19 protein-coding genes are annotated in these 18,352 nt (G+C 74.3%); 12 read left to right on the top strand and 7 right to left on the bottom strand.

Going from position 1 to position 18,352, the window contains the following annotated elements; genetic code table 11:
• Window positions 1–149: 149 nt before the first annotated feature.
• Window positions 150–602: a response regulator transcription factor gene (locus ABEA42_RS05545; protein WP_345501713.1), complete on the top strand. Its 453-nt coding sequence runs from the start codon at window positions 150–152 to the stop codon at window positions 600–602.
• A gap of 5 nt (window positions 603–607) precedes the next feature.
• On the top strand, window positions 608–1,681 hold the full coding sequence (gene trpD, locus ABEA42_RS05540) for an anthranilate phosphoribosyltransferase (protein ID WP_345501711.1): 1,074 nt from the start codon (window positions 608–610) through the stop codon (window positions 1,679–1,681).
• A gap of 32 nt (window positions 1,682–1,713) precedes the next feature.
• On the opposite strand, the gene ABEA42_RS05535 is transcribed toward trpD, so the two are convergent.
• The 4 genes from ABEA42_RS05535 to ABEA42_RS05520 all read right to left on the bottom strand — a co-directional run bounded on the left by ABEA42_RS05535 (window position 1,714) and on the right by ABEA42_RS05520 (window position 6,467).
• Complete coding sequence (locus tag ABEA42_RS05535) at window positions 1,714–2,232, bottom strand: SCO7613 C-terminal domain-containing membrane protein (protein ID WP_425572025.1); 519 nt, start codon at window positions 2,230–2,232, stop codon at window positions 1,714–1,716.
• Window positions 2,199–4,202, bottom strand: a complete 2,004-nt coding sequence (locus ABEA42_RS05530) for a hypothetical protein (protein WP_345501709.1) — start codon at window positions 4,200–4,202, stop codon at window positions 2,199–2,201. The genes ABEA42_RS05535 and ABEA42_RS05530 overlap by 34 nt, the downstream gene beginning before the upstream one ends.
• A 108-nt stretch (window positions 4,203–4,310) precedes the next feature.
• The gene (locus ABEA42_RS05525) at window positions 4,311–4,595 is read right to left on the bottom strand and encodes an Lrp/AsnC family transcriptional regulator (RefSeq protein WP_056883947.1); all 285 of its coding nucleotides are present in this window, start codon (window positions 4,593–4,595) and stop codon (window positions 4,311–4,313) included.
• 69 nt (window positions 4,596–4,664) lie between these two features.
• Window positions 4,665–6,467 (bottom strand): DEDD exonuclease domain-containing protein, encoded by a 1,803-nt coding sequence (locus tag ABEA42_RS05520; RefSeq protein WP_425571990.1) that lies wholly within the window; start codon window positions 6,465–6,467, stop codon window positions 4,665–4,667.
• Between the two features lie 107 nt (window positions 6,468–6,574).
• Between ABEA42_RS05520 and ABEA42_RS05515 the strand changes: the two genes are divergently transcribed.
• From ABEA42_RS05515 to ABEA42_RS05505, 3 genes are all read left to right on the top strand, one after another.
• On the top strand, window positions 6,575–6,850 hold the full coding sequence (locus ABEA42_RS05515) for a hypothetical protein (protein ID WP_345501707.1): 276 nt from the start codon (window positions 6,575–6,577) through the stop codon (window positions 6,848–6,850).
• A gap of 40 nt (window positions 6,851–6,890) precedes the next feature.
• Window positions 6,891–8,207 carry a hypothetical protein gene (locus ABEA42_RS05510; RefSeq protein WP_345501706.1) on the top strand — a complete coding sequence of 439 codons (1,317 nt, stop codon included), beginning with the start codon at window positions 6,891–6,893 and terminating at the stop codon, window positions 8,205–8,207.
• Between the two features lie 169 nt (window positions 8,208–8,376).
• On the top strand, window positions 8,377–9,084 hold the full coding sequence (locus ABEA42_RS05505; protein WP_345501705.1) for a snapalysin family zinc-dependent metalloprotease: 708 nt from the start codon (window positions 8,377–8,379) through the stop codon (window positions 9,082–9,084).
• A 15-nt stretch (window positions 9,085–9,099) separates the two neighbouring features.
• Here ABEA42_RS05505 and ABEA42_RS05500 read toward each other — a convergent pair whose 3' ends face one another.
• Both ABEA42_RS05500 and ABEA42_RS05495 read right to left on the bottom strand, forming a co-directional pair.
• Window positions 9,100–10,626: a hypothetical protein gene (locus tag ABEA42_RS05500; RefSeq protein ID WP_345501704.1), complete on the bottom strand. Its 1,527-nt coding sequence runs from the start codon at window positions 10,624–10,626 to the stop codon at window positions 9,100–9,102.
• A gap of 16 nt (window positions 10,627–10,642) precedes the next feature.
• A complete protein-coding gene (locus ABEA42_RS05495; RefSeq protein ID WP_345501703.1) occupies window positions 10,643–12,442 on the bottom strand; it encodes an AMP-dependent synthetase/ligase in 1,800 nt (599 codons plus the stop codon).
• Between the two features lie 110 nt (window positions 12,443–12,552).
• On the opposite strand from ABEA42_RS05495, the gene ABEA42_RS05490 reads away from it, so the two are divergent.
• From ABEA42_RS05490 to ABEA42_RS05460, 7 genes are read left to right on the top strand one after another with little or no spacing between them, the layout of a single operon-like run.
• Complete coding sequence (locus ABEA42_RS05490) at window positions 12,553–12,903, top strand: polyketide cyclase / dehydrase and lipid transport (RefSeq protein ID WP_345501702.1); 351 nt, start codon at window positions 12,553–12,555, stop codon at window positions 12,901–12,903.
• A gap of 10 nt (window positions 12,904–12,913) precedes the next feature.
• The gene (locus ABEA42_RS05485; RefSeq protein ID WP_345501701.1) at window positions 12,914–13,360 is read left to right on the top strand and encodes an SRPBCC family protein; all 447 of its coding nucleotides are present in this window, start codon (window positions 12,914–12,916) and stop codon (window positions 13,358–13,360) included.
• A gap of 26 nt (window positions 13,361–13,386) precedes the next feature.
• A complete protein-coding gene (locus tag ABEA42_RS05480) occupies window positions 13,387–14,643 on the top strand; it encodes an ArsA family ATPase (RefSeq protein WP_345501699.1) in 1,257 nt (418 codons plus the stop codon).
• Window positions 14,636–15,220, top strand: a complete 585-nt coding sequence (locus ABEA42_RS05475) for a hypothetical protein (protein WP_345501697.1) — start codon at window positions 14,636–14,638, stop codon at window positions 15,218–15,220. The genes ABEA42_RS05480 and ABEA42_RS05475 overlap by 8 nt, the downstream gene beginning before the upstream one ends.
• The gene (locus tag ABEA42_RS05470) at window positions 15,217–16,173 is read left to right on the top strand and encodes an ROK family glucokinase (protein WP_345501696.1); all 957 of its coding nucleotides are present in this window, start codon (window positions 15,217–15,219) and stop codon (window positions 16,171–16,173) included. The genes ABEA42_RS05475 and ABEA42_RS05470 overlap by 4 nt, the downstream gene beginning before the upstream one ends.
• On the top strand, window positions 16,170–17,135 hold the full coding sequence (locus ABEA42_RS05465; RefSeq protein ID WP_345501694.1) for an ROK family glucokinase: 966 nt from the start codon (window positions 16,170–16,172) through the stop codon (window positions 17,133–17,135). The genes ABEA42_RS05470 and ABEA42_RS05465 overlap by 4 nt, the downstream gene beginning before the upstream one ends.
• A complete protein-coding gene (locus ABEA42_RS05460; protein WP_345501692.1) occupies window positions 17,132–17,824 on the top strand; it encodes an endonuclease/exonuclease/phosphatase family protein in 693 nt (230 codons plus the stop codon). Before ABEA42_RS05465 ends, ABEA42_RS05460 begins: the two co-directional genes overlap by 4 nt.
• Here ABEA42_RS05460 and ABEA42_RS05455 read toward each other — a convergent pair.
• On the bottom strand, window positions 17,821–18,330 hold the full coding sequence (locus ABEA42_RS05455; protein ID WP_345501691.1) for a hypothetical protein: 510 nt from the start codon (window positions 18,328–18,330) through the stop codon (window positions 17,821–17,823). The genes ABEA42_RS05460 and ABEA42_RS05455 overlap by 4 nt on opposite strands.
• Between the last annotated feature and the right edge of the window lie 22 nt (window positions 18,331–18,352).

Below are 18,352 nucleotides of genomic sequence, written 5' to 3'. Positions count from 1 at the left end.
ACGGGCACACCCCCGACCCCCCGGCGGGTGCCGAACCCGGTCTCCGGCGGCTACCGGAAGCGTCCGCACGGGTCCGGACGACGGGCGGGTGGTGGGCGGGTGGCGGCCACTCGACGGTGCGCCGGGCACGCACCGGTAGCATCGGCGCCATGACCGCTTCGCACGCGACCGCTGCCGACACGCCGAACTCCGCGGGCTCCTCGGTCCGCAAGATCTCGGTGCTTCTCTACAGCGACGACCGCACCACCCGTGACGCCGTGCGCGTCAACGTCGGACGGCGTCCCGCGCGGGACGTCGAGGTCGGGACGTGGCGCGAGTGCGCCACCGCGGCAGCGGTCATCGAGGCCGTCGAGTCGTCCTCGTTCGACGTCCTGGTGCTCGACGGCGAGGCCGCTCCCGTCGGTGGCCTGGGGTTGTGCCGCCAGCTCAAGAGCGAGATCTTCCGGTGCCCCCCGGTCCTGGTCCTCACCGGCCGGCCGCAGGACGGCTGGCTCGCGACCTGGTCCCTGGCCGACCTGGCCGTCCCGCACCCGCTCGACCCCATCGCCCTGTCGGCTGCAGTGGCGGAGCTGGGTCGTCGCGGGCGCCCGGCCGCGTCCTGAGCGGGGTGTCCGACCCCGTGGGCACCGCAGGCGCGCCCACTGCGCCCAGTTGGCCCGACCTGCTCACCCGCCTGATCGCCGGCGACCACCTCACGACCGACCAGGCCGCGTGGGCCATGGACCAGGTCATGGGTGGCGAGGCGTCGCCCGTGCAGGTGGCCGGCTTCCTCGTGGCGCTGCGGTCCAAGGGAGAGACGGTCGAGGAGCTGCGGGGACTCGCCGACGTGATGCTGGCCCACGCCAACCGCATCGAGGTCCCCGGCCCGAGCCTCGACATCGTGGGCACCGGCGCCGACCGGTCCAACACGGTCAACATCTCGACGATGTCCGCCATCGTCATCGCCGCCAGCGGGATCAGGGTCGTCAAGCACGGCAACCGCGCGGCGTCCTCGTCCTCGGGCTCGGCCGACGTCCTGGAGGCGCTCGGCGTTAGCCTGACCCTGTCGCCGGAGCGGGTCCGGCAGGTCGCCCACGAGGCGGGCATCACCTTCTGCTTCGCCCAGGCCTTCCACCCGGCCATGAAGCACGCCGCGGCGGCGCGCAGCGGCCTCGGCGTGGGCACGACGTTCAACGTCCTCGGCCCGCTGACCAACCCGGCCCAGCCGACGTATGCAGCGGTCGGCGTCGCCGACCCGCGCATGGCCCCGCTCATGGCCGGGGTCTTCGCCGGGCGCGGCAAGGACGCTGCGGTGTTCCGTGGTGACGACGGGCTCGACGAGCTCACCCTCAGCACGACGTCGAGGGTCTGGTGGGTCAGGGACGGCCAGGTGACCGAGCGCGTGCTGGACCCGCTCGACCTCGGCCTGCAGCGCCAGCCCATCGAGGCCCTGCGCGGCGCCGACGCCGCCCACAACGCGGCCGTGGCGCGGGAGCTCTTCGCCGGCGGTCGGGGTGCCGTCCGCGACGCGGTGGTGCTCAACGCGGGTATCGCCCTGGCCCTGACCGTGCCGGACCGTGGCCCCGGCCACGACGACTTCCTCGCCGACGTGCGCGCGGGGATGGACCGGGCGGAGCAGGCCCTGGACGGCGGTGCGGCGGAGCGGCAGCTCGAGGCCTGGGCCGCGGCGACACGCGCCTGACCGACCCGGTCGGGCCCGTACCGGGCGCGCCGTCAGGACAGCGACGCCAACCAGCTCAGCGCCTGGCGGGCGTTGTCGCGGCGCTGCTCGTAGCGGGCGCCGACCAGCAGCAGCAGGACCCCGAGCGTGCCGAGCGTGAGGAAGCGCGGGGCGTGCAGCGTGTAGGGCCCGAGCTGGGTGACGGCCACGAGAGCCGCCGCGGCGGCGCCGACCACGACCAGCGCCTGCCACCGGCGCCAGGCGCCGAGGACGAGCGCGGCCGTCGCCACGGTCACGGTGAGCAGGGCGCGGGCGAGGTCGTCGGCGACGGCCGTCGCGGCCGCTGACGGCACCAGCGCGACCAGCAGGGCCGGTCCGGCCACGGTCCACGAGCGGTCGCCGAGCTCACGGTGGGACCACAGGCCTGCGGCGAGCAGCAGCAGCGCGAGGGGCAGCGTGTAGGCCTCCAGCCGCGAGACGTGCGCCTCGAGGAGCTCGACCCAGGTCGCCGTGGTGAGGCCCACGACGGCAACCGTGACTACCGCGCGTCGGCGCGGGAGGGCGGCGTACACGACGGCGAGCAGGCCGTACGCCGCGGCGGAGCCGGACGCCGCATGCGGCCAGCCGCGGTCGAGGGCGACGGCCACGGTGGCGACCGCGGCGAGCCCGGCCAGTGCCCCCAGCACGACCTCCTCCTGACGCCCCCGCAACCAGAGGGCCAGGGTCGCGAGCAGGCCGCGCTGAGGGCGAGCAGGAGCCACTGGACGTCCGGGGAGGCGAGGCCGCCCACCAGCCAGAGGGCCCCGGTGCCGCTGACGGCGGACACGCCGGCTGCTGCCGGGCGCAGGCGGGGGCGCAGGACCGCCGTCGCGGCTGCGGCCACGGCACCTGCTGCGAGCGTCGCCGCGGCGTACCCGTCGGCCAGTGGTGCCGCAGCAGCAAGAGCGAGGACGAACGAGAGCAGGGCGACGACCCCCGTGGTCTGCTCGTCGGGCCGTCCGCGGCGGGCGAGGGCGAAGGCGCTGAGCACGGCTGCGTACCCCGTCACGGCGAGGACCTGGGTCCCGGGCGAGCGCATCCCGCCGGCGACGGCGACCGCGAACAGCAGCGCGAGGGCGCTCATGCCGGCCGCGGGAGCCAGCCACCGGGGGCGCAGGACGGCAGCCGCGGCAGCCAGGGCCGCGGTGGCGACGAGGGTGACGACAGTGGCGCCGTCGGAGTGGTGCTCGACCGCGAGCGCGACGAGGACGAGCTCGGCCACCCCCACCTGGACGAGGACCCACAGGTCGCCGAGCGACTGCCGCGCCGGTCGCAGGGCGAGCAGGGCCGTGCCGGCGGCGGCGACGAGCACGGAGAGCAGGGCGGTCCCGGTGGCACCCACCTGCAGGCCGAGCCCGAGCACCGCCGCAGGGCCAGCAGCGGTGCCCACCAGCGCGACCAGGGACAGCGCGCGCCAGTCGCCGGACACCGGCCGGGCGGACCAGTCGGCCCGGACCGCCGCCCGGGAGCCGAGCCGGCCGGCCCGGACGGCGACCACCCGGCGCACGAGGAGGGTCGCGCCGACGCACAGCGCGACGAGGACCGCAACGCACCCCAGGCCACTCGGGCTCGGGCCGGTGAGGCGGTCGCCGAACGGTTCGCGGGCGGCAGCGCGCCCGGCCCCCACGAAGGCGGTGGTGAGGGACACGGCGCTCCAGAGGGAGGCAGGTCCGCCCGCGGCCCGCCGGGTCAGGCCCAGCGAGGCGGGCAGCGCGACGCGGGCCGCACCGAAGGCCAGCGCCCCGAGGAGGGCGAGGGTGGCCGCCACGGCAGGGCCGTGCGCGAACGACACGACTGCCGCCCAGGCGACCGAGGCCGCGGTGAGCGAGGTCAGGGCGTAGGCGGCGATCCGCCGGTCGGTGCGGTGCAGTGCCGCGAGGGCGACGGCGACGACCAGGCCGGTGGCGACCGTGTAGCCCCGCGCCCCGACGTGGTCGAGCCCGAACAGGCCGAAGCGGCGGGCTGCTGCGACATCGAGGAGCAGGAGACCGGACGCGACGAGCGCGAGCGCCTCGGCGCTGCTCGGCAGCCGGCGGCGGGAGACGTAGAGGGAGGTGTAGACGGCGAGGGCGGTGAGGCCGCCCATGACCACCATCTGGCCGTAGGGCCCGATCACGAACCAGGCGAAGGCGAGCGCGATGGACGCGGCCACGAGGACCAGCAGGACCCCGACTGCCAGCAGCGTCTGCTGCGTCGTCCACCGGCGGCGCGGAGCTCCGAGCGGCGCCGGGACCCCCGCTGCAGCGCCTGCTGCGGGCGCCGGTTGGGTCGTCGCGAGCGGTCCCTCTGCGGGTCGCGTCCCGCCGGGGTCAGCGGTGACGGCGTCACGGGCGCGCAGTGCCTGGATCAGGGCGACGCGCTGGGTCTGCAGCGAGGCCAGCTGCTGGTCGAGCTGCCACAGCTGGACGGCCTCGCGGCCGGTCAGCGGCAGGCGGCAGGCGGGGCAGGCCACCGGTGCGGCAGGAAGGGCGGCGCCACAGGACGGGCAGGGGATCGGGGGCATCGGTCCTCCAGGAACGGGCGCGCTGGTGCGCGTGGTGCCCCGAGTGTGGCGGCCGCTTCGCTCCTGCGGATGAGGAGTCGTACTCAGATCGGCCGAACGGCCGTGTGCTCAGTCGCCGTCGAGGCCGAGGCTGAAGGCCGCCTCGAGGTCGTGCTTGGAGTAGGTGCGGAAGGCGATGTGGGTGTTGGTGCCCGTGACGCCCTGGACCTTGTTGAGGCGGCCGGCGATGACGTCGTGCAGGTCCTCGTGGGCCCGGACGCGCACGAGCGCGATGAGGTCGGCGTCACCGGCCACCGAGTAGACCTCGCTGACCCCCTCGAGCTCGGCGATGGCCTCGGCCACCTCGGGGATCCGGTCGACTTCGGCGTTGATGAGGACGATGGCGGAGATCACGCGCCCACTGTATCGGCGCCTGCCGCCGGAGGAGGCGTGGTCGGGCAGCCGCCGCCCTGCAGGGGTGGGTCAGGAGGCCGCGACGAAGACGGGTGCCTCGCGGCGCTCGGCCGGTCCCTCCAGCTCGGCCCGGGCGCCGGCTGCTCCACCCACGGGGCAGGTCCACGCCCCCTCGACGTCGACGATGCGCACCCCGGGCTGCTCCAGCCAGCGCAGTACCTTCTCGGTCTCCTCGGGGATCGCGGCGGGGGCGGGCCACGGAGCGGGGAGGACGACCTCGGCGGTGTCACGGACGGCCCGGACGTAGGGCATCGGGTCGGCGCCCCGGGGTGACACGGTGCTCGCCGCCAGCCGCCCGTGGCGCACGACGACCACCTCCCAGCCGCCCACGGCGGCGGGGCGGGCGGCGACGAGCTCGGGGCTCGCCGCCAGGGGGGCGATGCGCTGCGCGCGCGCCATACCTCGCACCAGGGCGAGGAGGCGGTCGCGCAGGGTGCCGGCGTCCTCGTAGCGCTCCTGGGCGGCGAGGGTGCCCATGCGCGCGCGGAGCGCCTGCACGACGCTGCGCGAGTCGCCGACCAGGGCGTGCTCGGCGTCCTGGACGACCCGGCCGTAGTCGGCGACGCTCTGGGCACCCGTGCACGGGGCGCCGCAGCGCCCCATGTCGGCCAGCGCGCACGAGCCGACCCGGCGGGTGGGGGACAGGCGCTGCACGCACTGCCTCAGCGGGATGACCTCGTGGACCGCGGCGACCGCCGCCTCCGCCGAGGACCGGCTGCCGAACGGCCCGATGTAGCGCGCACCGTCCGGGCGCACCTCGCGCACGATCGACAGGCGGGGGAAGGCCTCGACGGTGAGCTTGACCCAGGTGGCGCGCTCGGGCGTCTTGGACCGGCGGTTGTAGCGCGGCTTGTGCTCCGCGATGAGCCGGAGCTCGCGCACCTCGGCCTCGAGGGTCGTCGCGCACACGACGGGGGTCACGCTCTCGGCGAGCCGCACCATCTCGGCCATCCGCGTGCGGTGCTCAGAGGCCGTGAAGTAGCTGCGGACGCGGGTGCGGATGTTGACCGACGTGCCGACGTAGAGCACCCGCCCGTCGCCGTCCTTGAACATGTAGACACCCGGGGCGTCGGGCAGCCCGTCGGCGAGCCACCGCTTGCGACGCTGGGCGGGGCTCACCCGCGAGGTGTAGCTCGTGAGCTCCTCGAGGGTGTGGACGCCGAGGCTGCCGACGCGACCGATCAGGGCGTGCAGGACGTCGACGGTGGCGCGGGCGTCGTGCAGCGCCCGGTGGTCGGGCGTGGTGTCGGCGCCGAAGAGAGCGGCGAGGGTCGACAGCTTGTGGTTGCGCGCCTCGTCGCGGGAGACGAGCTGGCGGGCGAGGTGGACGGTGTCGAGGACGGTGTGGCGGGGCCACTCGATGCCCTGGAGCTGGGCGGCCATCTTGAGGAAGCCGATGTCGAACCGGGCGTTGTGGGCGACCAGCACGGCGCCCTGCGCGAACTCCATGAACGCCGGCAGGGCCGACTCGATGCGCGGCGCGTCGGCGACCATCGCCGTCGTGATGCCGGTGAGCGCCTGGATGAACGGGGGGATCGGGACGTGGGGGTTGACGAGGGTCTGGAACTCGCCGAGCACCACGCCACCGCGCACCTTGACGGCACCGATCTCGGTGATGGCGGAGTCGGCCGGGCTGCCGCCGGTGGTCTCGAGGTCGACGACGACGAAGGTGACGTCGGCCAGCGCCGTCCCCAGGTCGTCGAAGGTGCCCTGGACCATCTGCATGGGAGTGACGGTATGTCGGTGGTGTGACAGCCCGACGCAGGCGCGCCCGGACGCCCGGTGCCCGGCCGTGGACCGACGTCGGGGCATCGTCGGGGGTGTGGTCGGGGGTGTGGTCGGGGGTGTGGTCGGGGGTGTGGTCGGGGGTGTGGTCGGGGGCGACGTCGGGGGCGTTGTCGGTGGCCTCTCGTAACGTCGTGGACAGGTGGAAGACGTCCACCCGTGGTGCCGAAGAGGAAGGGGTGATCGCGATGATCATCGACTGCCAGAGCTGCCCCGTGCGTGACCTGCACTGTGACGACTGCATGGTCACCGCGCTGCTCACCCCCACGACGTCCGAGCTGCCCCTCGACGCGGCCGAACGCGCCGCCGTCACCCGGTTCGCCGCGGCCGGCCTGGTGTCCGCCCGCGAGGCGGGGTCGGTCACCGCGCGCCGCGAGCCGTGGGCCGCCCACGCGCGCGCCGTCGGCTGAGACGGGCCCGCCCGGTCCTGCGCCTGCCTACGATGGCGACGTGCGACGGAGGGCGGGCTACGGCAACCGGGCAGCGCTGGCAGCGCTGGCCGTCGTCGCGCTCGCAGGGGCGTGTTCATCACCCCCCAGCCCCGCGTCGCCGCCGACCTCGGCCTCCTCGCCGACCCGGCAGAACGCCGCGTCGCCCACGCTCGACCGGGAGGACGCCCTCGCCGCCCTGCTCGCGCGCCGGGCCGCGGCGGTCCGCGCCCACGACCGGGCTGCCTTCGCCGCGACGCTGGACGACCCCGCCTCGGGCTTCGGGCTGCGCCAGCTCGCGCAGTACGACGCCCTCGCGCGGCTCCCGCTGGGGACCTTCGCCTACGGCATCCCCGAACCCGCACCGGCGCTCGGCGCCGACCGGGTGGCCCAGCTCGGGCCCGACGCCTGGGTGGCCAGGGTGGCCGGCCGGTACAGCCTGGCGGGCTACGACACCACCTCGCGCGAGTTCGAGTCCTACTTCACCGCGGTCCGGCGCGGCAGCCGGTGGAAGCTCGCCGACGACACCGACGGCGGCACGCAGGTGCAGCTGTGGGACCTGCCCCGGATGACCGTCCTGCACGGCGCGACGACGCTGGTGGTCGGCTCGGGTCCGGCGAGCAGGCTGCGTCCCTACCTCGCCCTCGGCGACCTGGCCGTCTCGCGGGTCCGGTCGGTCTGGACGTCGGGCTGGAACGCCCGGCTCGTGGTGGTCGTCCCGGCCACCGCGGCCCAGATGGCCGAGCAGGTCGGCCAGGACCCGCGCCAGGTGGCGCAGGTCGCGGCCGTGACGGACGGGCCGATCGCCACCAGCGGTCGCGCCGGGGCGGACCGGGTCGTGGTCAACCCCGGCGCCTTCGCGACGCTGGAGGTGAAGGGCAGGCAGGTGGTGGTGACCCACGAGGCCACCCACGTGGCGGTCCGGGCGACGACCGACCGCCCGGTGCCCCTGTGGCTCTCCGAGGGCCTGGCCGACTACGTCGGCTACCGCGACATCGGGGCGACGCGGGCCCAGGTGGCCGCGGCCCTGCTCGACCGGGTCCGGGCCGGGTCGGGCCCGACCGCGCTGCCGGACGCGGCCGACTTCGACCCGGGTCGCTCGACCATCGCGCCGAGCTACAACGCTGCCTGGCTCGCGGTGTGCCGGATCGTGGACCGCCGGGGTGAGGCCGGGCTCGTGAGGTACTACCGCGCCGTGGCGACGACGCCGCGCGGCGAGCACACGCCCGGTGACGCCGACACGAACGCCAGGGCGGCGTTCCCCGTGGTCCTCGGCACGACGGAGGCCGCCTTCACCCGCGACTGGCTCGCCTACCTGCGCCGGCTGGCGGGTTCCTGACCGTCTTGGCCCGACCCACACGCCTGCGGCGCGGATCTGTGGGCCCTTGGGAAAGCCTTGACCGCGGACCTGCGGAGCGTGGGGGCAGCGGTGGTTAGGAAGGAGTGGTGCCCCGGGCGAACCGCCCTGCGGCACCCGACCTGACACCGATCCCACAGGAGCAAGGACCATGTCGAAGTACCGCCTCACCACCGTCGCCGCAGCCGCTGCGCTCGTCTCCGGCACCGCCTTCGCGGCAGCGCCGGCCACCAGTGCGGCAGCCGGTGCCGTGGGTGCCACCGGTGCCCAGCGCGACCCGGCCGCGACCACCCGGTCGAGCAGCTATCTGCCGAACGAGCGCGAGAAGGCCCAGAACGCCCGCCTGGAGAAGGCCCTGCAGAAGGCGCTCGCAGCAGCGGCTGCGGACCGGGCAGCAGGTCGGGACACCTCCCGGACGGCCGCCGTCACCGTCTACTACGACGACTCGGGCGCCCCGTCCTTCGACTCGCTCATCGACCAGGGTGCGGCGATCTGGAACTCGCGGGTCTCCAACGTCCGCCTCGTCGAGGGCTCGGCGTCCAACGCGAGCCTGTCCTACTACGAGGGCAGCGATCCCAGCGGCTCCTACTACTACGGCAACGGCCACGGCAGCGGCTACGTCTTCCTCGACTACGACCAGGCCAACACCTACGCACCGCTGCGCATCGTGACCCACGAGACCGGCCACGCGCTGGGCCTGCCGGACCGGTACACGCAGCCGTGCTCCAAGCTCATGTCCGGTGGTGGTCCCGGGCCGTCGTGCACCAACCCCTACCCCGACTCGCTCGAGGCGTCGGAGGTGAACTCGTTGTGGGCCAACGGGTTCGCGGCGATCGGAGACCTCGCCAAGGTCGGGTGACCGTACCCGGGCCGCTCAGCCGGTCGAGGGGACGCGCCCACCCTGCGGGGTGGGCGCGTCCTCGTGGGCGCCGGTGGCGGTGCCGGTGGAGGTGCTGGAGCCGGTGGCGATGCCAGAGCCGGCGGTGCCTGCGCCCGAGGTGGCGGGGGTGGCGGGGGTGGGACGGGGCGCTGCGGCCAGGGACAGGACGACGAGGGCACCGACGAGCCAGAACTGGTTGTAGAACGCCTGCTTGTTGACGAGGTTCGCGACGAGCAGCACCAGGGCCAGCCAGCGCAGCAGGTCACCCAGGGGCGGCTGTCGTCGCAGCACCGTCAGCACCACCGCCGCGAGCGTGCCCAGCACCGCGACGCCCGTGACGTAGAAGGGCAACGTCACCCCGAAGGTGTTGAGCGCCAACAGGTAGAGGGTGTTGGCGAACTTGATCGGGTGGAACGACAGCAGCAGCGTGATGGTGTCGTGGACGAAGTCCGGAGGGCTGGCGAGGAACCACGGTGCGATCAGGGCTCCCGTGAGGGCACCGGTCGCGACGGTCCGCCGCCACCCGAACGGTCGCCACACCAGCAGCACCGGCAGGAGCAGGGCCAGGTGCTGCTTGCTGGCGCAGGCCAGGGCGAGGGGGACCACGGCCCACCACGCGTGGCCACGCTGGACCAGTACGGCCCACCCCACGAGCCCGGCGAACAGCAGGGGCTCGGTCCACGCCTGGTCGAGCTGGGTGAGCGTGCCGGGCGCGAGCAGCAGCAGGGCGCCGACCGCGGCGCCGGTCCAGACCGGCGGCAGCGGGTCGGTGCCGGCGGGGTCGGCCGATGACGGCAGGGCGCCCGCGGACCGGGCAGCCGGTACGGGGCGTCGCGTGCCGCCCGCTGCCGGTACGTGCAGCGCGAGGAGGAGGACGCCGACCACGGCGAGCAGCGTCCAGGCCGTCAGCGCCCAGCGGACGTCACCGGCGACCCACCGACCCGGGGCCAGCAGGACCGCGGTCCACGGCAGGTAGGTGAAGGCGTCCTGGATGCCGGGGGAGCCGGTCCAGCGCATGGCGTAGAAGTTCTCGCCGCGGGCCAGGGCGTCACTGGCCTGCTGGAGGGTCACCCAGACGTCGATCCGCGGACGCGGCGAGGAGACCACCGCGGTCGCGGCGGCCACGACGTACGCGAGGACCGCCACTGCTCCGGCCGTCCGCGCGCTGCGCAGGGTGGCGCTCCCGTGGGACCACAGCAGCGCGCCCACGACGAGCGGGCCGACGACGAGCGCACTGGTCGCGACCGCCAGCCCCGTGGGGGCGAGGTAGCTGAAGAGGGGGACGAGCAGGGTGGCCAGGGCCGACCCGGCGAGCATGAGCACGACCGCCGGCCGCGTCAGCTCGACCCGCCAGCCGCGCCACTGCCACAGCGCGAGCGCGAACGTCGCGACGGTGAGCGTGGCCACGATCGGGATGCGGTAGCGCACCACGCTCCACTGAAGGACGGTGAAGAACACCAGCCACGCCACGGCGAACGCGGTGGCGTGGCTGGGTCGGGAGGTCGGCTCGCCGGTGGGCATGCCTAGACCGTAGAGGTCACTCCCGGCCGCCGGCGTACAGGGCCTCCACCTGGTCGTGGAAGTCCTTCATGACGATGTTGCGCTTGAGCTTCAGGCTCGGCGTGAGGTAGCCGTTCTCCTCGGTGAAGTCACCCTCGAGGACGGCGAACTTGCGGATGGACTCGGCCTTGGAGACCGACTTGTTCGCGTCGTCGACAGCAGCCTGAAGTGCCTTGAGGACGGTCTCGTCGGTGCGCGCCTGCTCGAAGGTCACCCCGGCGATGCCGTTGTTCTTCGCCCACGCGGGGTACATCTCCTCGTCGAGGGTGAGGAGCGCGGCGATGAAGGGCTTCTGGTCGCCCACGACGATGCACTGTGAGATCAGGGGGTGAGCGCGGAGCCGGTCCTCGAGCACGGCCGGGGCGACGTTCTTGCCCCCGGCGGTCACGAGCAGCTCCTTCTTGCGACCGGTGATGCGCAGGTAGCCGTCCTCGTCGAGCTCACCGAGGTCGCCCGTGTGGAACCAGCCGTCCTGGACCGCGCCGGCCGTCGCGTCGGGGTTGTTGTGGTAGCGGGCGAAGACGTTGTTGCCGCGGATCAGGACCTCGCCGTCGTCGGCGATGCGGATGCCGACGCCGGGCAGGGGGGCCCCGACGGTGCCGATCTTGACGCGGTCGGGGACGTTGACCGTGGCCGGTGCCGTGGTCTCGGTGAGGCCGTAGCCCTCCAGGACGGTGACGCCGATGCCCCGGAAGAAGTGGCCGAGGCGGGTGCCGAGGGGCGCGCCGCCGGACACGGCGTACATCACCTTGCCGCCCATCGCGGCGCGGAGCTTGGAGTAGACGAGCTTGTCGAACACCTTGTGCCGCAACGACAGCCCGAGGCCCGCGCCGCCGGTGTCCTGCGCGGTCGACCAGGCGATCGCGGTGTCGGCGGCGGTGGTGAAGATCTTGCCCCGGCCGTCGGCGGTGGCCTTGGCCTCGGCCGAGTTGTAGATCTTCTCGAACACGCGGGGCACCGAGAGGATGAACGTCGGCTTGAACTCGCCGAAGTCCTCCAGGAGGTTCTTGATGTCGGCGGTGTGGCCCATCTTGGCCTCGCCGGCGACGCAGAGGACCTGGATGAAGCGGGCGAACACGTGGGCCAGCGGCAGGAAGAGCAGGGTGGACGCGTCGTCGGCCTTGACGACGTCCTTCAGCTTGGTGATGGCGTTGTCGGCCAGGGCCAGGAAGTTGTCGTGGGTGAGCTGAACGCCCTTGGGGCGACCCGTGGTGCCGGAGGTGTAGATGATGGTCGCGGTGCTCGACCGGTCGACCCCCGCGGTGGCGGCGGCGAGCTGCTCGTCGCTCACCCCTGCGCCCGCGGCCTTGAGCTCGGCGATGGCGCCTGCGTCGACCTGCCAGACGTGCTCGAGCCCGGGGAGCTGGTCGCGGACCTCGTCGAGCGTCGCCTGGTGGGCGGGGGTCTCGATCATGATGCCGGACGCCCCGGAGTCGGTGAGGATCCACGCCACCTGCTCGGCCGACGAGGTCTCGTAGATCGGCACGGTCACCGCGCCGGCGGTCCAGATGGCGAAGTCGGTGAGCGTCCACTCGTAGCGCGTCTTGCACATGATCGCGACTCGGTCGCCGGGGGAGATGCCCGCGGCGACGAGGCCCTTGGCCACGGCGCGGACGTCGTCGTTGAACTCCGCGGCCGTGACGTCGACCCAGCGGGTGCCCTCCTTGCGGGAGAAGGCGACGAACGAGGGGTTGGTGGCGGCGTTGCGCGCCGGCAGGTCGGCGAGACTGCCCTCCGTCGTGGGCTCGACGAGTGGGGGCGCGACGTGTTCCTGCACGGAGACTCCTTTGACGGCGGCACTGCCTCGGGCCTCCAGCCTACCCACCGGTAGCACGCACGGGGGAGAGCGGCACCCCGGCCGTACGTGACGTGCGGAACACTGGAGCCGTGAGGTCCCGCCGCATCGACATCGTCGACGAGACCTTCGTCGACGCCGCCCCCGCCCTCGTCCGCGCCCAGCTCGACGACGACGACTGGGCCGACCGGGTGTGGCCGCACGTCCGGCGCCAGGTGGCCCGCGACCGTGGGCTCAAGGGGGTGCGGTGGAAGGTCACCGGGCAGGTGGACGGCGAGATGGAGGTGTGGATCGAGCCGTGGTGGAACGGCGCGGTCGTGCACCACTACGTCCGGGGCACGAGGGGGCCGCGCGCGCCGCGTGACGTGGCCGTCCGCCACACCCTGAGGTGGAAGCGTGCGGTCCACGGACTGAAGGACCGGCTCGAAGGGAAGTCGATGTAGCCTTCGGCGCATGGCCGACCGCACCGAGAGCAGCATCGACATCGCCGCCACGCCCGGCGAGGTCCTCGACGTCATCGCGGACTTCGACAGCTACCCGGAGTGGGCCACCGAGGTCAAGAAGGTCAGCGTGCTCACCGAGGAGGGCGACGGCTGGGCCGACCAGGTGCAGTTCACCCTCGACGCCGGCGCGATCAAGGACACCTACGTCCTCGACTACGAGTGGGACGTGCACGAGGACGGCACCGGGGTGGTCTCCTGGTCGCTCGTCGAGGCGACGGTCCTCAAGGCGATGAACGGTTCCTACACCTTGGCGGCGCAGGGAGCGGAGGGGACCACGGTCACCTACCGCCTCGCCGTCGACGTGAAGATCCCCATGCTCGGGATGCTCAAGCGCAAGGCCGAGAAGGTCATCATCGACACTGCGCTCAAGGAGCTCAAGAAGCGCGTCGAGGGCTGAGCCGGCCCCGGCCGGTCACCGCACCCATGCGCGTCATCCTGTTCACCGGCAAGGGCGGGGTCGGCAAGACCACCACCGCCGCGGCCACCGCAGTGCGGGCGGCCCGCGAGGGCGTCAAGACCCTCGTGATGTCCACCGACGCCGCGCACTCCCTGGGCGACACCCTCGGGGTCGCGCTCGGCGGCCCTTCGGCGGGACTGCCGGTCGAGGTCGAGCCCGGCCTGTCCGCTCTCCAGGTCAGCCCGCCCCTCCTGCTGGGGGAGTCCTGGCGGGTCGTGCAGGACTACCTGCTGTCCCTGCTCGGCACCCTGGGCATCGACCCGGTCGTCGCGGAGGAGCTGACCCGGCTGCCCGGTGCCGAGGAGGTGGCCGCGCTGCTCGAGCTCCGCGCCCAGGTGGAGTCCGGCCCGTGGGACCTCGTCGTCGTCGACTGCGCACCCACCGCCGAGACCCTGCGGCTGCTGGCGCTGCCCGAGGCGCTGGCCTGGCACCTCGACCGGTTGCTGCCCGCCCAGCGCGGCCTCATCCGCACGCTGCGTCCGGCGGCCGCCGCCGCGGCGGGGATGCCCCTGCCCGACGTCGAGGTGGTCGAGGCGGTCACCGGCTGGCAGCGGCAGATGCGCCGCGTCCAGCGCATCCTCACCGGCGACCAGACCTCGGTGCGCCTGGTGCTGACGCCGGAGCGGGTCGTCATCGCCGAGTCGCGTCGCACCTGGACCTCGCTGTCGCTGTACGGGTTCGTCGTCGACGCCGTCGTGGTCAACCGCCTCTTCCCGGACGCCGGGGCAGGCGCGCCTGCGGCCTCCGGCGGCGCGGCGCCCGCCGCGAGCACCGGTACCGAGCCCGATGCCTGGCGTGCCTCCTGGAACGCCGCCCAGCGCACGGGACTCGTCGAGGTGCGGGAGTCCTTCGCGGGCCTGCCGGTCGTCCTCACGCCGTACCTGTCGGCCGAGCCCATCGGCGCCGACGCGCTCGCGAACCTCGCGGAGGCGCAGTACGGCGACGACGCCACCGACCTGCTCGCCCCGGTCGCCCACCGCGGGATGCGGGTGGAGCGGACGGCCGAGGGCTTCACGCTCACGCTGCCACTGCCCCTGGCGCACGCCAAGGACCTGGGCCTGCAACGTCGCGACGAGGAGCTGCTCGTCGTGGTCGGTGAGCACCGCCGTGTGCTCACCCTGCCCGCGGCTCTGCAACGATGCGTGGTCGACGGTGCGTCCGTGCGCGACGGGATGCTGCGGGTCCGCTTCGTCCCCGACGAGGAGGTGTGGCCGCGTGGCTGAGGACACTGACCGCCCCGGACCGCCCCCGGTGGGCTCCGTGGCGGAGGAGGCGGCACGGCTGCTCGACGCCCTCGGCGGCTGGGCAGGCGCGCACGGACAGGCCGCGCGTGAGGCCGCAGCCGACCACCAGGCCGCAGGCGACCACCAGGCTGCAGGCGACCACCAGGCCGCCGGCGACCGCCAGGCCGCAGGCGACCACCAGGACGCCGGCGACCACCAGGACGCCGGCGACGCGGGCGCGACCGAGGATGCAGGCACTTCGGCCTCGTCCGACAGCCACTGCGCGCACTGCGGTGCTGCCCGGGGCACGGGTACGGCCCTGACGTGCCAGTGGTGCCCGCTCTGCCAGGGCCTGGGCCTGCTGCGGTCGGTGCGGCCCGAGACCGTCGACCGGCTGGCCGACCTGGCGGGCGCGTTGACGGTCGCCCTGCGCGACGTCGCGGCCCACGGACGGCGGGGAGCGGGACCCGCGGCGGGAGCGGCCGGGGCACCGCCCGGTGCAGGCACCACACCTCGCCCGGGTCGGGTGCAGGACATCACCATCGAGGACGAGGACCAAGGGAGCGCAACGGTATGACGGTCACGATCGGCGTGGACATCGGCGGCACCAAGATCGCTGCCGGTGTCGTCTCGGTGACGGGGGAGATCCTCGCCCGCAGCCGCCGCGACACCCCCGCGCAGGACCCTGACCAGATCGCCCACGACGTGGCGGCGCTCGTCGCCGAGCTGTCAGGGCCGCGCTCCGACGTCGTGGCCGTCGGCGTGGCCTGCGCCGGGTTCGTCGACCGCACCGGCTCGACCGTCCTCTTCGCCCCCAACCTCGCCTGGCGCGACGAGCCGCTCAAGCGGCGGCTCGAAGCCCTCACGCCGCACCCGGTGATCATCGAGAACGACGCCAACGCCGCGGCGTGGGGCGAGTTCCGCTACGGCGCCGCCCACGAGGCCGACGACATGGTGCTGGTCACCGTCGGCACCGGCATCGGTGGCGGGGTGGTCGTCGACTCCCGGCTGCTGCGCGGTGCCTACGGCGTCGGCGGCGAGCTGGGCCACATGCGCGTCGTCCCCGACGGCATCCGCTGCGGCTGCGGCAACCGCGGCTGCTGGGAGGTCTACGCGTCCGGCAACGCCCTCGTCCGCGAGGCCCGTGAGCTCGTGGCCTCCGGCACCCCGCACGGCGCGGCGCTCTCCGAGGCGTGCGGCGGTGACCCCGCTGCCCTGCGCGGCCACGACGTGACCACGGTCGCGCAGGCCGGTGACGCCGCGGCGGTCGAGCTGCTCGCCGACCTCGGTCGCTGGCTGGGGGAGGGCGCCGCCTCGGTCGCGGCGATCCTCGACCCCGAGCTCATCGTGATCGGCGGCGGGGTGGTCGCCGCCGGTGACCTCCTCCTCGGGCCGGCGCGGGCGGCGTACGGTCGCCAGCTCACCGGACGGGGGCACCGCCCGGTCGCGGACATCGTGCCCGCCGCCCTCGGCAACGACGCGGGCCTGATCGGGGCCGCGGCCCTGGCGGCAGAAGGGATCGGCGCATGAGCGAGCGGCTCGCGGTCGGTATCGACATCGGTGGCACCAAGGTGGCCGGCGGCCTCGTCGCCGAGGACGGCACGGTCGTGGCCCGCGCCCGCCGTGACACGCCGCACCGGTCCAAGAGCCCCGGCGTGGTGGAGAACACCATCGTCGAGGTCGTGAGCGAGCTGCTGGACCTCGCCGAGGACCCCGTGGTCGCGGTGGGCATCGGCGCAGCCGGGTTCGTGGCCGCGGACCGGGCGACCGTCGTCTTCGCGCCGCACCTGTCGTGGCGCGGTGAGCCGCTCGAGGCCAACCTGCAGCGCCGGGTGCCGGTGCCGATCTCGGTCGACAACGACGCCAACGCCGCCGCCTGGGCGGAGTGGCGCTTCGGCGCCGCGCAGGGCGAGACCCACCTCATGATGATCACGCTCGGCACCGGCATCGGCGGCGCGCTGCTGTTCGACGGCCAGGTCGTGCGGGGCAAGTACGGCATCGCCGGCGAGTTCGGCCACATGCAGGTCGTGCCGGGTGGCCAGCGCTGCGAGTGCGGCAACCGCGGGTGCTGGGAGCAGTACGCCTCCGGCAACGCGCTGGTCCGCGAGGCCCGGTCCCTCATGACCGCCAACAGCCCGGTGGCCTCCGACCTGCTCGACCGCGTCGAGGGCGACCCGATGGCGCTCACCGGGCCCCTCATCACCCAGGCGGCCCAGGAGGGCGACCCGACGGCCACCGAGCTGCTCGGCGAGATCGGGCAGTGGCTGGGGGTCGGCATCGCCAACCTGGCCGCGGCCTTCGACCCCGGGACGTTCGTGGTCGGGGGCGGCGTGAGCGCCGCGGGCGACCTGCTGCTCGACCCCGCCCGCATCACGTTCCGCCGCCACCTCACGGGGCGCGGCTACCGCCCGGAGGCGCAGATCGTCGCAGCGCAGCTGGGCAACGAGGCCGGTCTCATCGGAGCAGCCGACCTGGCCCGTCGCGACGCATGAGCACCCTGCGGGTGGCGTCCTACAACCTCAAGGACCTCACCCTCGACCGGCACGCTGCGAGCCGGGTCGTCCGGGCCATCGACCCGGACGTGCTCTGCCTGCAGGAGGTGCCGAGGCGGCTGTTCGCCTCCTGGCGCGTGGCCGCCTTCGCCGCGGAGTGCGGGATGTACTGGTCGGGCCGGCACCGCGGCAGCGGCGGCACCACGGTGTTCACCTCGTTGCGCGTGCACGTGCGCGAGTCCCGGCACCACCGGCTGCGGGTCGCCGTCCTGAAGCGGACCCGCGGGTACGCCGTCATCGCCGTCGCGCCCGCGGGCCATCCGCCGCTCGTGGTGGCCTCGGTGCACCTGAGCCTCGACGCGGCCGAGCGTGAGCGGCACGCCGGGCAGATCCTGCGCACGGTGTCCGGCGGGGGCCCGGTGCTGCTCGCCGGCGACCTCAACGAGGGGGAGACGGGCCGGGCGTGGCAGCGGTTCGCCGAGCCCCTGCGGCTCGTGTCGCCCACCGCGCCGACCTTCCCGGCCACCTCGCCGCGCCGGCTGCTCGACGTCGTGTTCGCCTCGCCCGAGCTCACGGTGCTCCCGCACCGGGAGGTCGCGCTGGACGATTCCGACGTCGTGGCGGCCAGTGACCACCGGCCGGTGTGGGTCGACCTCGACCTGGGACCGGTCGGGCGAGCGGGGTCCTAGACCCTCGCGCCGTTGTCCGGGTCGTCGTGGTCGCGGTCGCGCGGCTGGCGCAGCACGAGCAGGACGAAGCCACCCACGGTCAGGCCGAGGGCTCCGAGGGTCCACCAGTCGCTGACGTCGGGCCGGAACATCACGAGCCACAGCAGCAGCACCGGCCCGGCCACGAGGCCGACGATGATGCCCCAGAACTGGTGGTCCTCCTGCGGCGGCAGCGGGGCAGTCGGGAAGGGCTCGAAGTGCTCGTCGTCCTCGGGGTCGACGAGCTCGGCCGGCTCAGGGTGCTCGGCGTCGTCCTGGGGCTCGGGGTGCTGCTCGGCGCCGCGCCACACCACGAACGGACGGGTCGGCGGCGGGTTGACACCGTGGCCGGGAGCGCCGTCCGGGGAGGGGTCGGGCTCGAGCGGCGGGTTGACGCCGCGGTGCTCGGGCTTGTCCGGCAGCGACTGGACGTCGTCCCAGTGCGCGACGATGTCCGCGAACTGCGCGTCCACGTCCTTGTCGCCCATGGGGGCCTTCCTTCCGGGGGAG

The sequence above is a fragment of the Pedococcus ginsenosidimutans genome (assembly GCF_039544395.1).
Taxonomy (GTDB): Bacteria; Actinomycetota; Actinomycetes; order Actinomycetales; family Dermatophilaceae; genus Pedococcus; species Pedococcus ginsenosidimutans.
This window is presented reverse-complemented; position numbering and strand designations above follow the sequence as displayed.

Excerpts from the sequence above, each read along its gene's own strand:
- ABEA42_RS05545 (WP_345501713.1), top strand. The coding sequence starts at position 150 with ATGACCGCTTCGCACGCGACCGCTGCCGACACGCCGAACTCCGCGGGC.
- ABEA42_RS05530 (WP_345501709.1), bottom strand. The coding sequence starts at position 4,202 with ATGCCCCCGATCCCCTGCCCGTCCTGTGGCGCCGCCCTTCCTGCCGCA.
- ABEA42_RS05520 (WP_425571990.1), bottom strand. The coding sequence starts at position 6,467 with ATGCCCCGACGTCGGTCCACGGCCGGGCACCGGGCGTCCGGGCGCGCC.
- ABEA42_RS05505 (WP_345501705.1), top strand. The coding sequence starts at position 8,377 with ATGTCGAAGTACCGCCTCACCACCGTCGCCGCAGCCGCTGCGCTCGTC.
- ABEA42_RS05500 (WP_345501704.1), bottom strand. The coding sequence starts at position 10,626 with ATGCCCACCGGCGAGCCGACCTCCCGACCCAGCCACGCCACCGCGTTC.
- ABEA42_RS05485 (WP_345501701.1), top strand. The coding sequence starts at position 12,914 with ATGGCCGACCGCACCGAGAGCAGCATCGACATCGCCGCCACGCCCGGC.
- ABEA42_RS05480 (WP_345501699.1), top strand. The coding sequence starts at position 13,387 with ATGCGCGTCATCCTGTTCACCGGCAAGGGCGGGGTCGGCAAGACCACC.
- ABEA42_RS05470 (WP_345501696.1), top strand. The coding sequence starts at position 15,217 with ATGACGGTCACGATCGGCGTGGACATCGGCGGCACCAAGATCGCTGCC.
- ABEA42_RS05465 (WP_345501694.1), top strand. The coding sequence starts at position 16,170 with ATGAGCGAGCGGCTCGCGGTCGGTATCGACATCGGTGGCACCAAGGTG.
- ABEA42_RS05460 (WP_345501692.1), top strand. The coding sequence starts at position 17,132 with ATGAGCACCCTGCGGGTGGCGTCCTACAACCTCAAGGACCTCACCCTC.
- ABEA42_RS05455 (WP_345501691.1), bottom strand. The coding sequence starts at position 18,330 with ATGGGCGACAAGGACGTGGACGCGCAGTTCGCGGACATCGTCGCGCAC.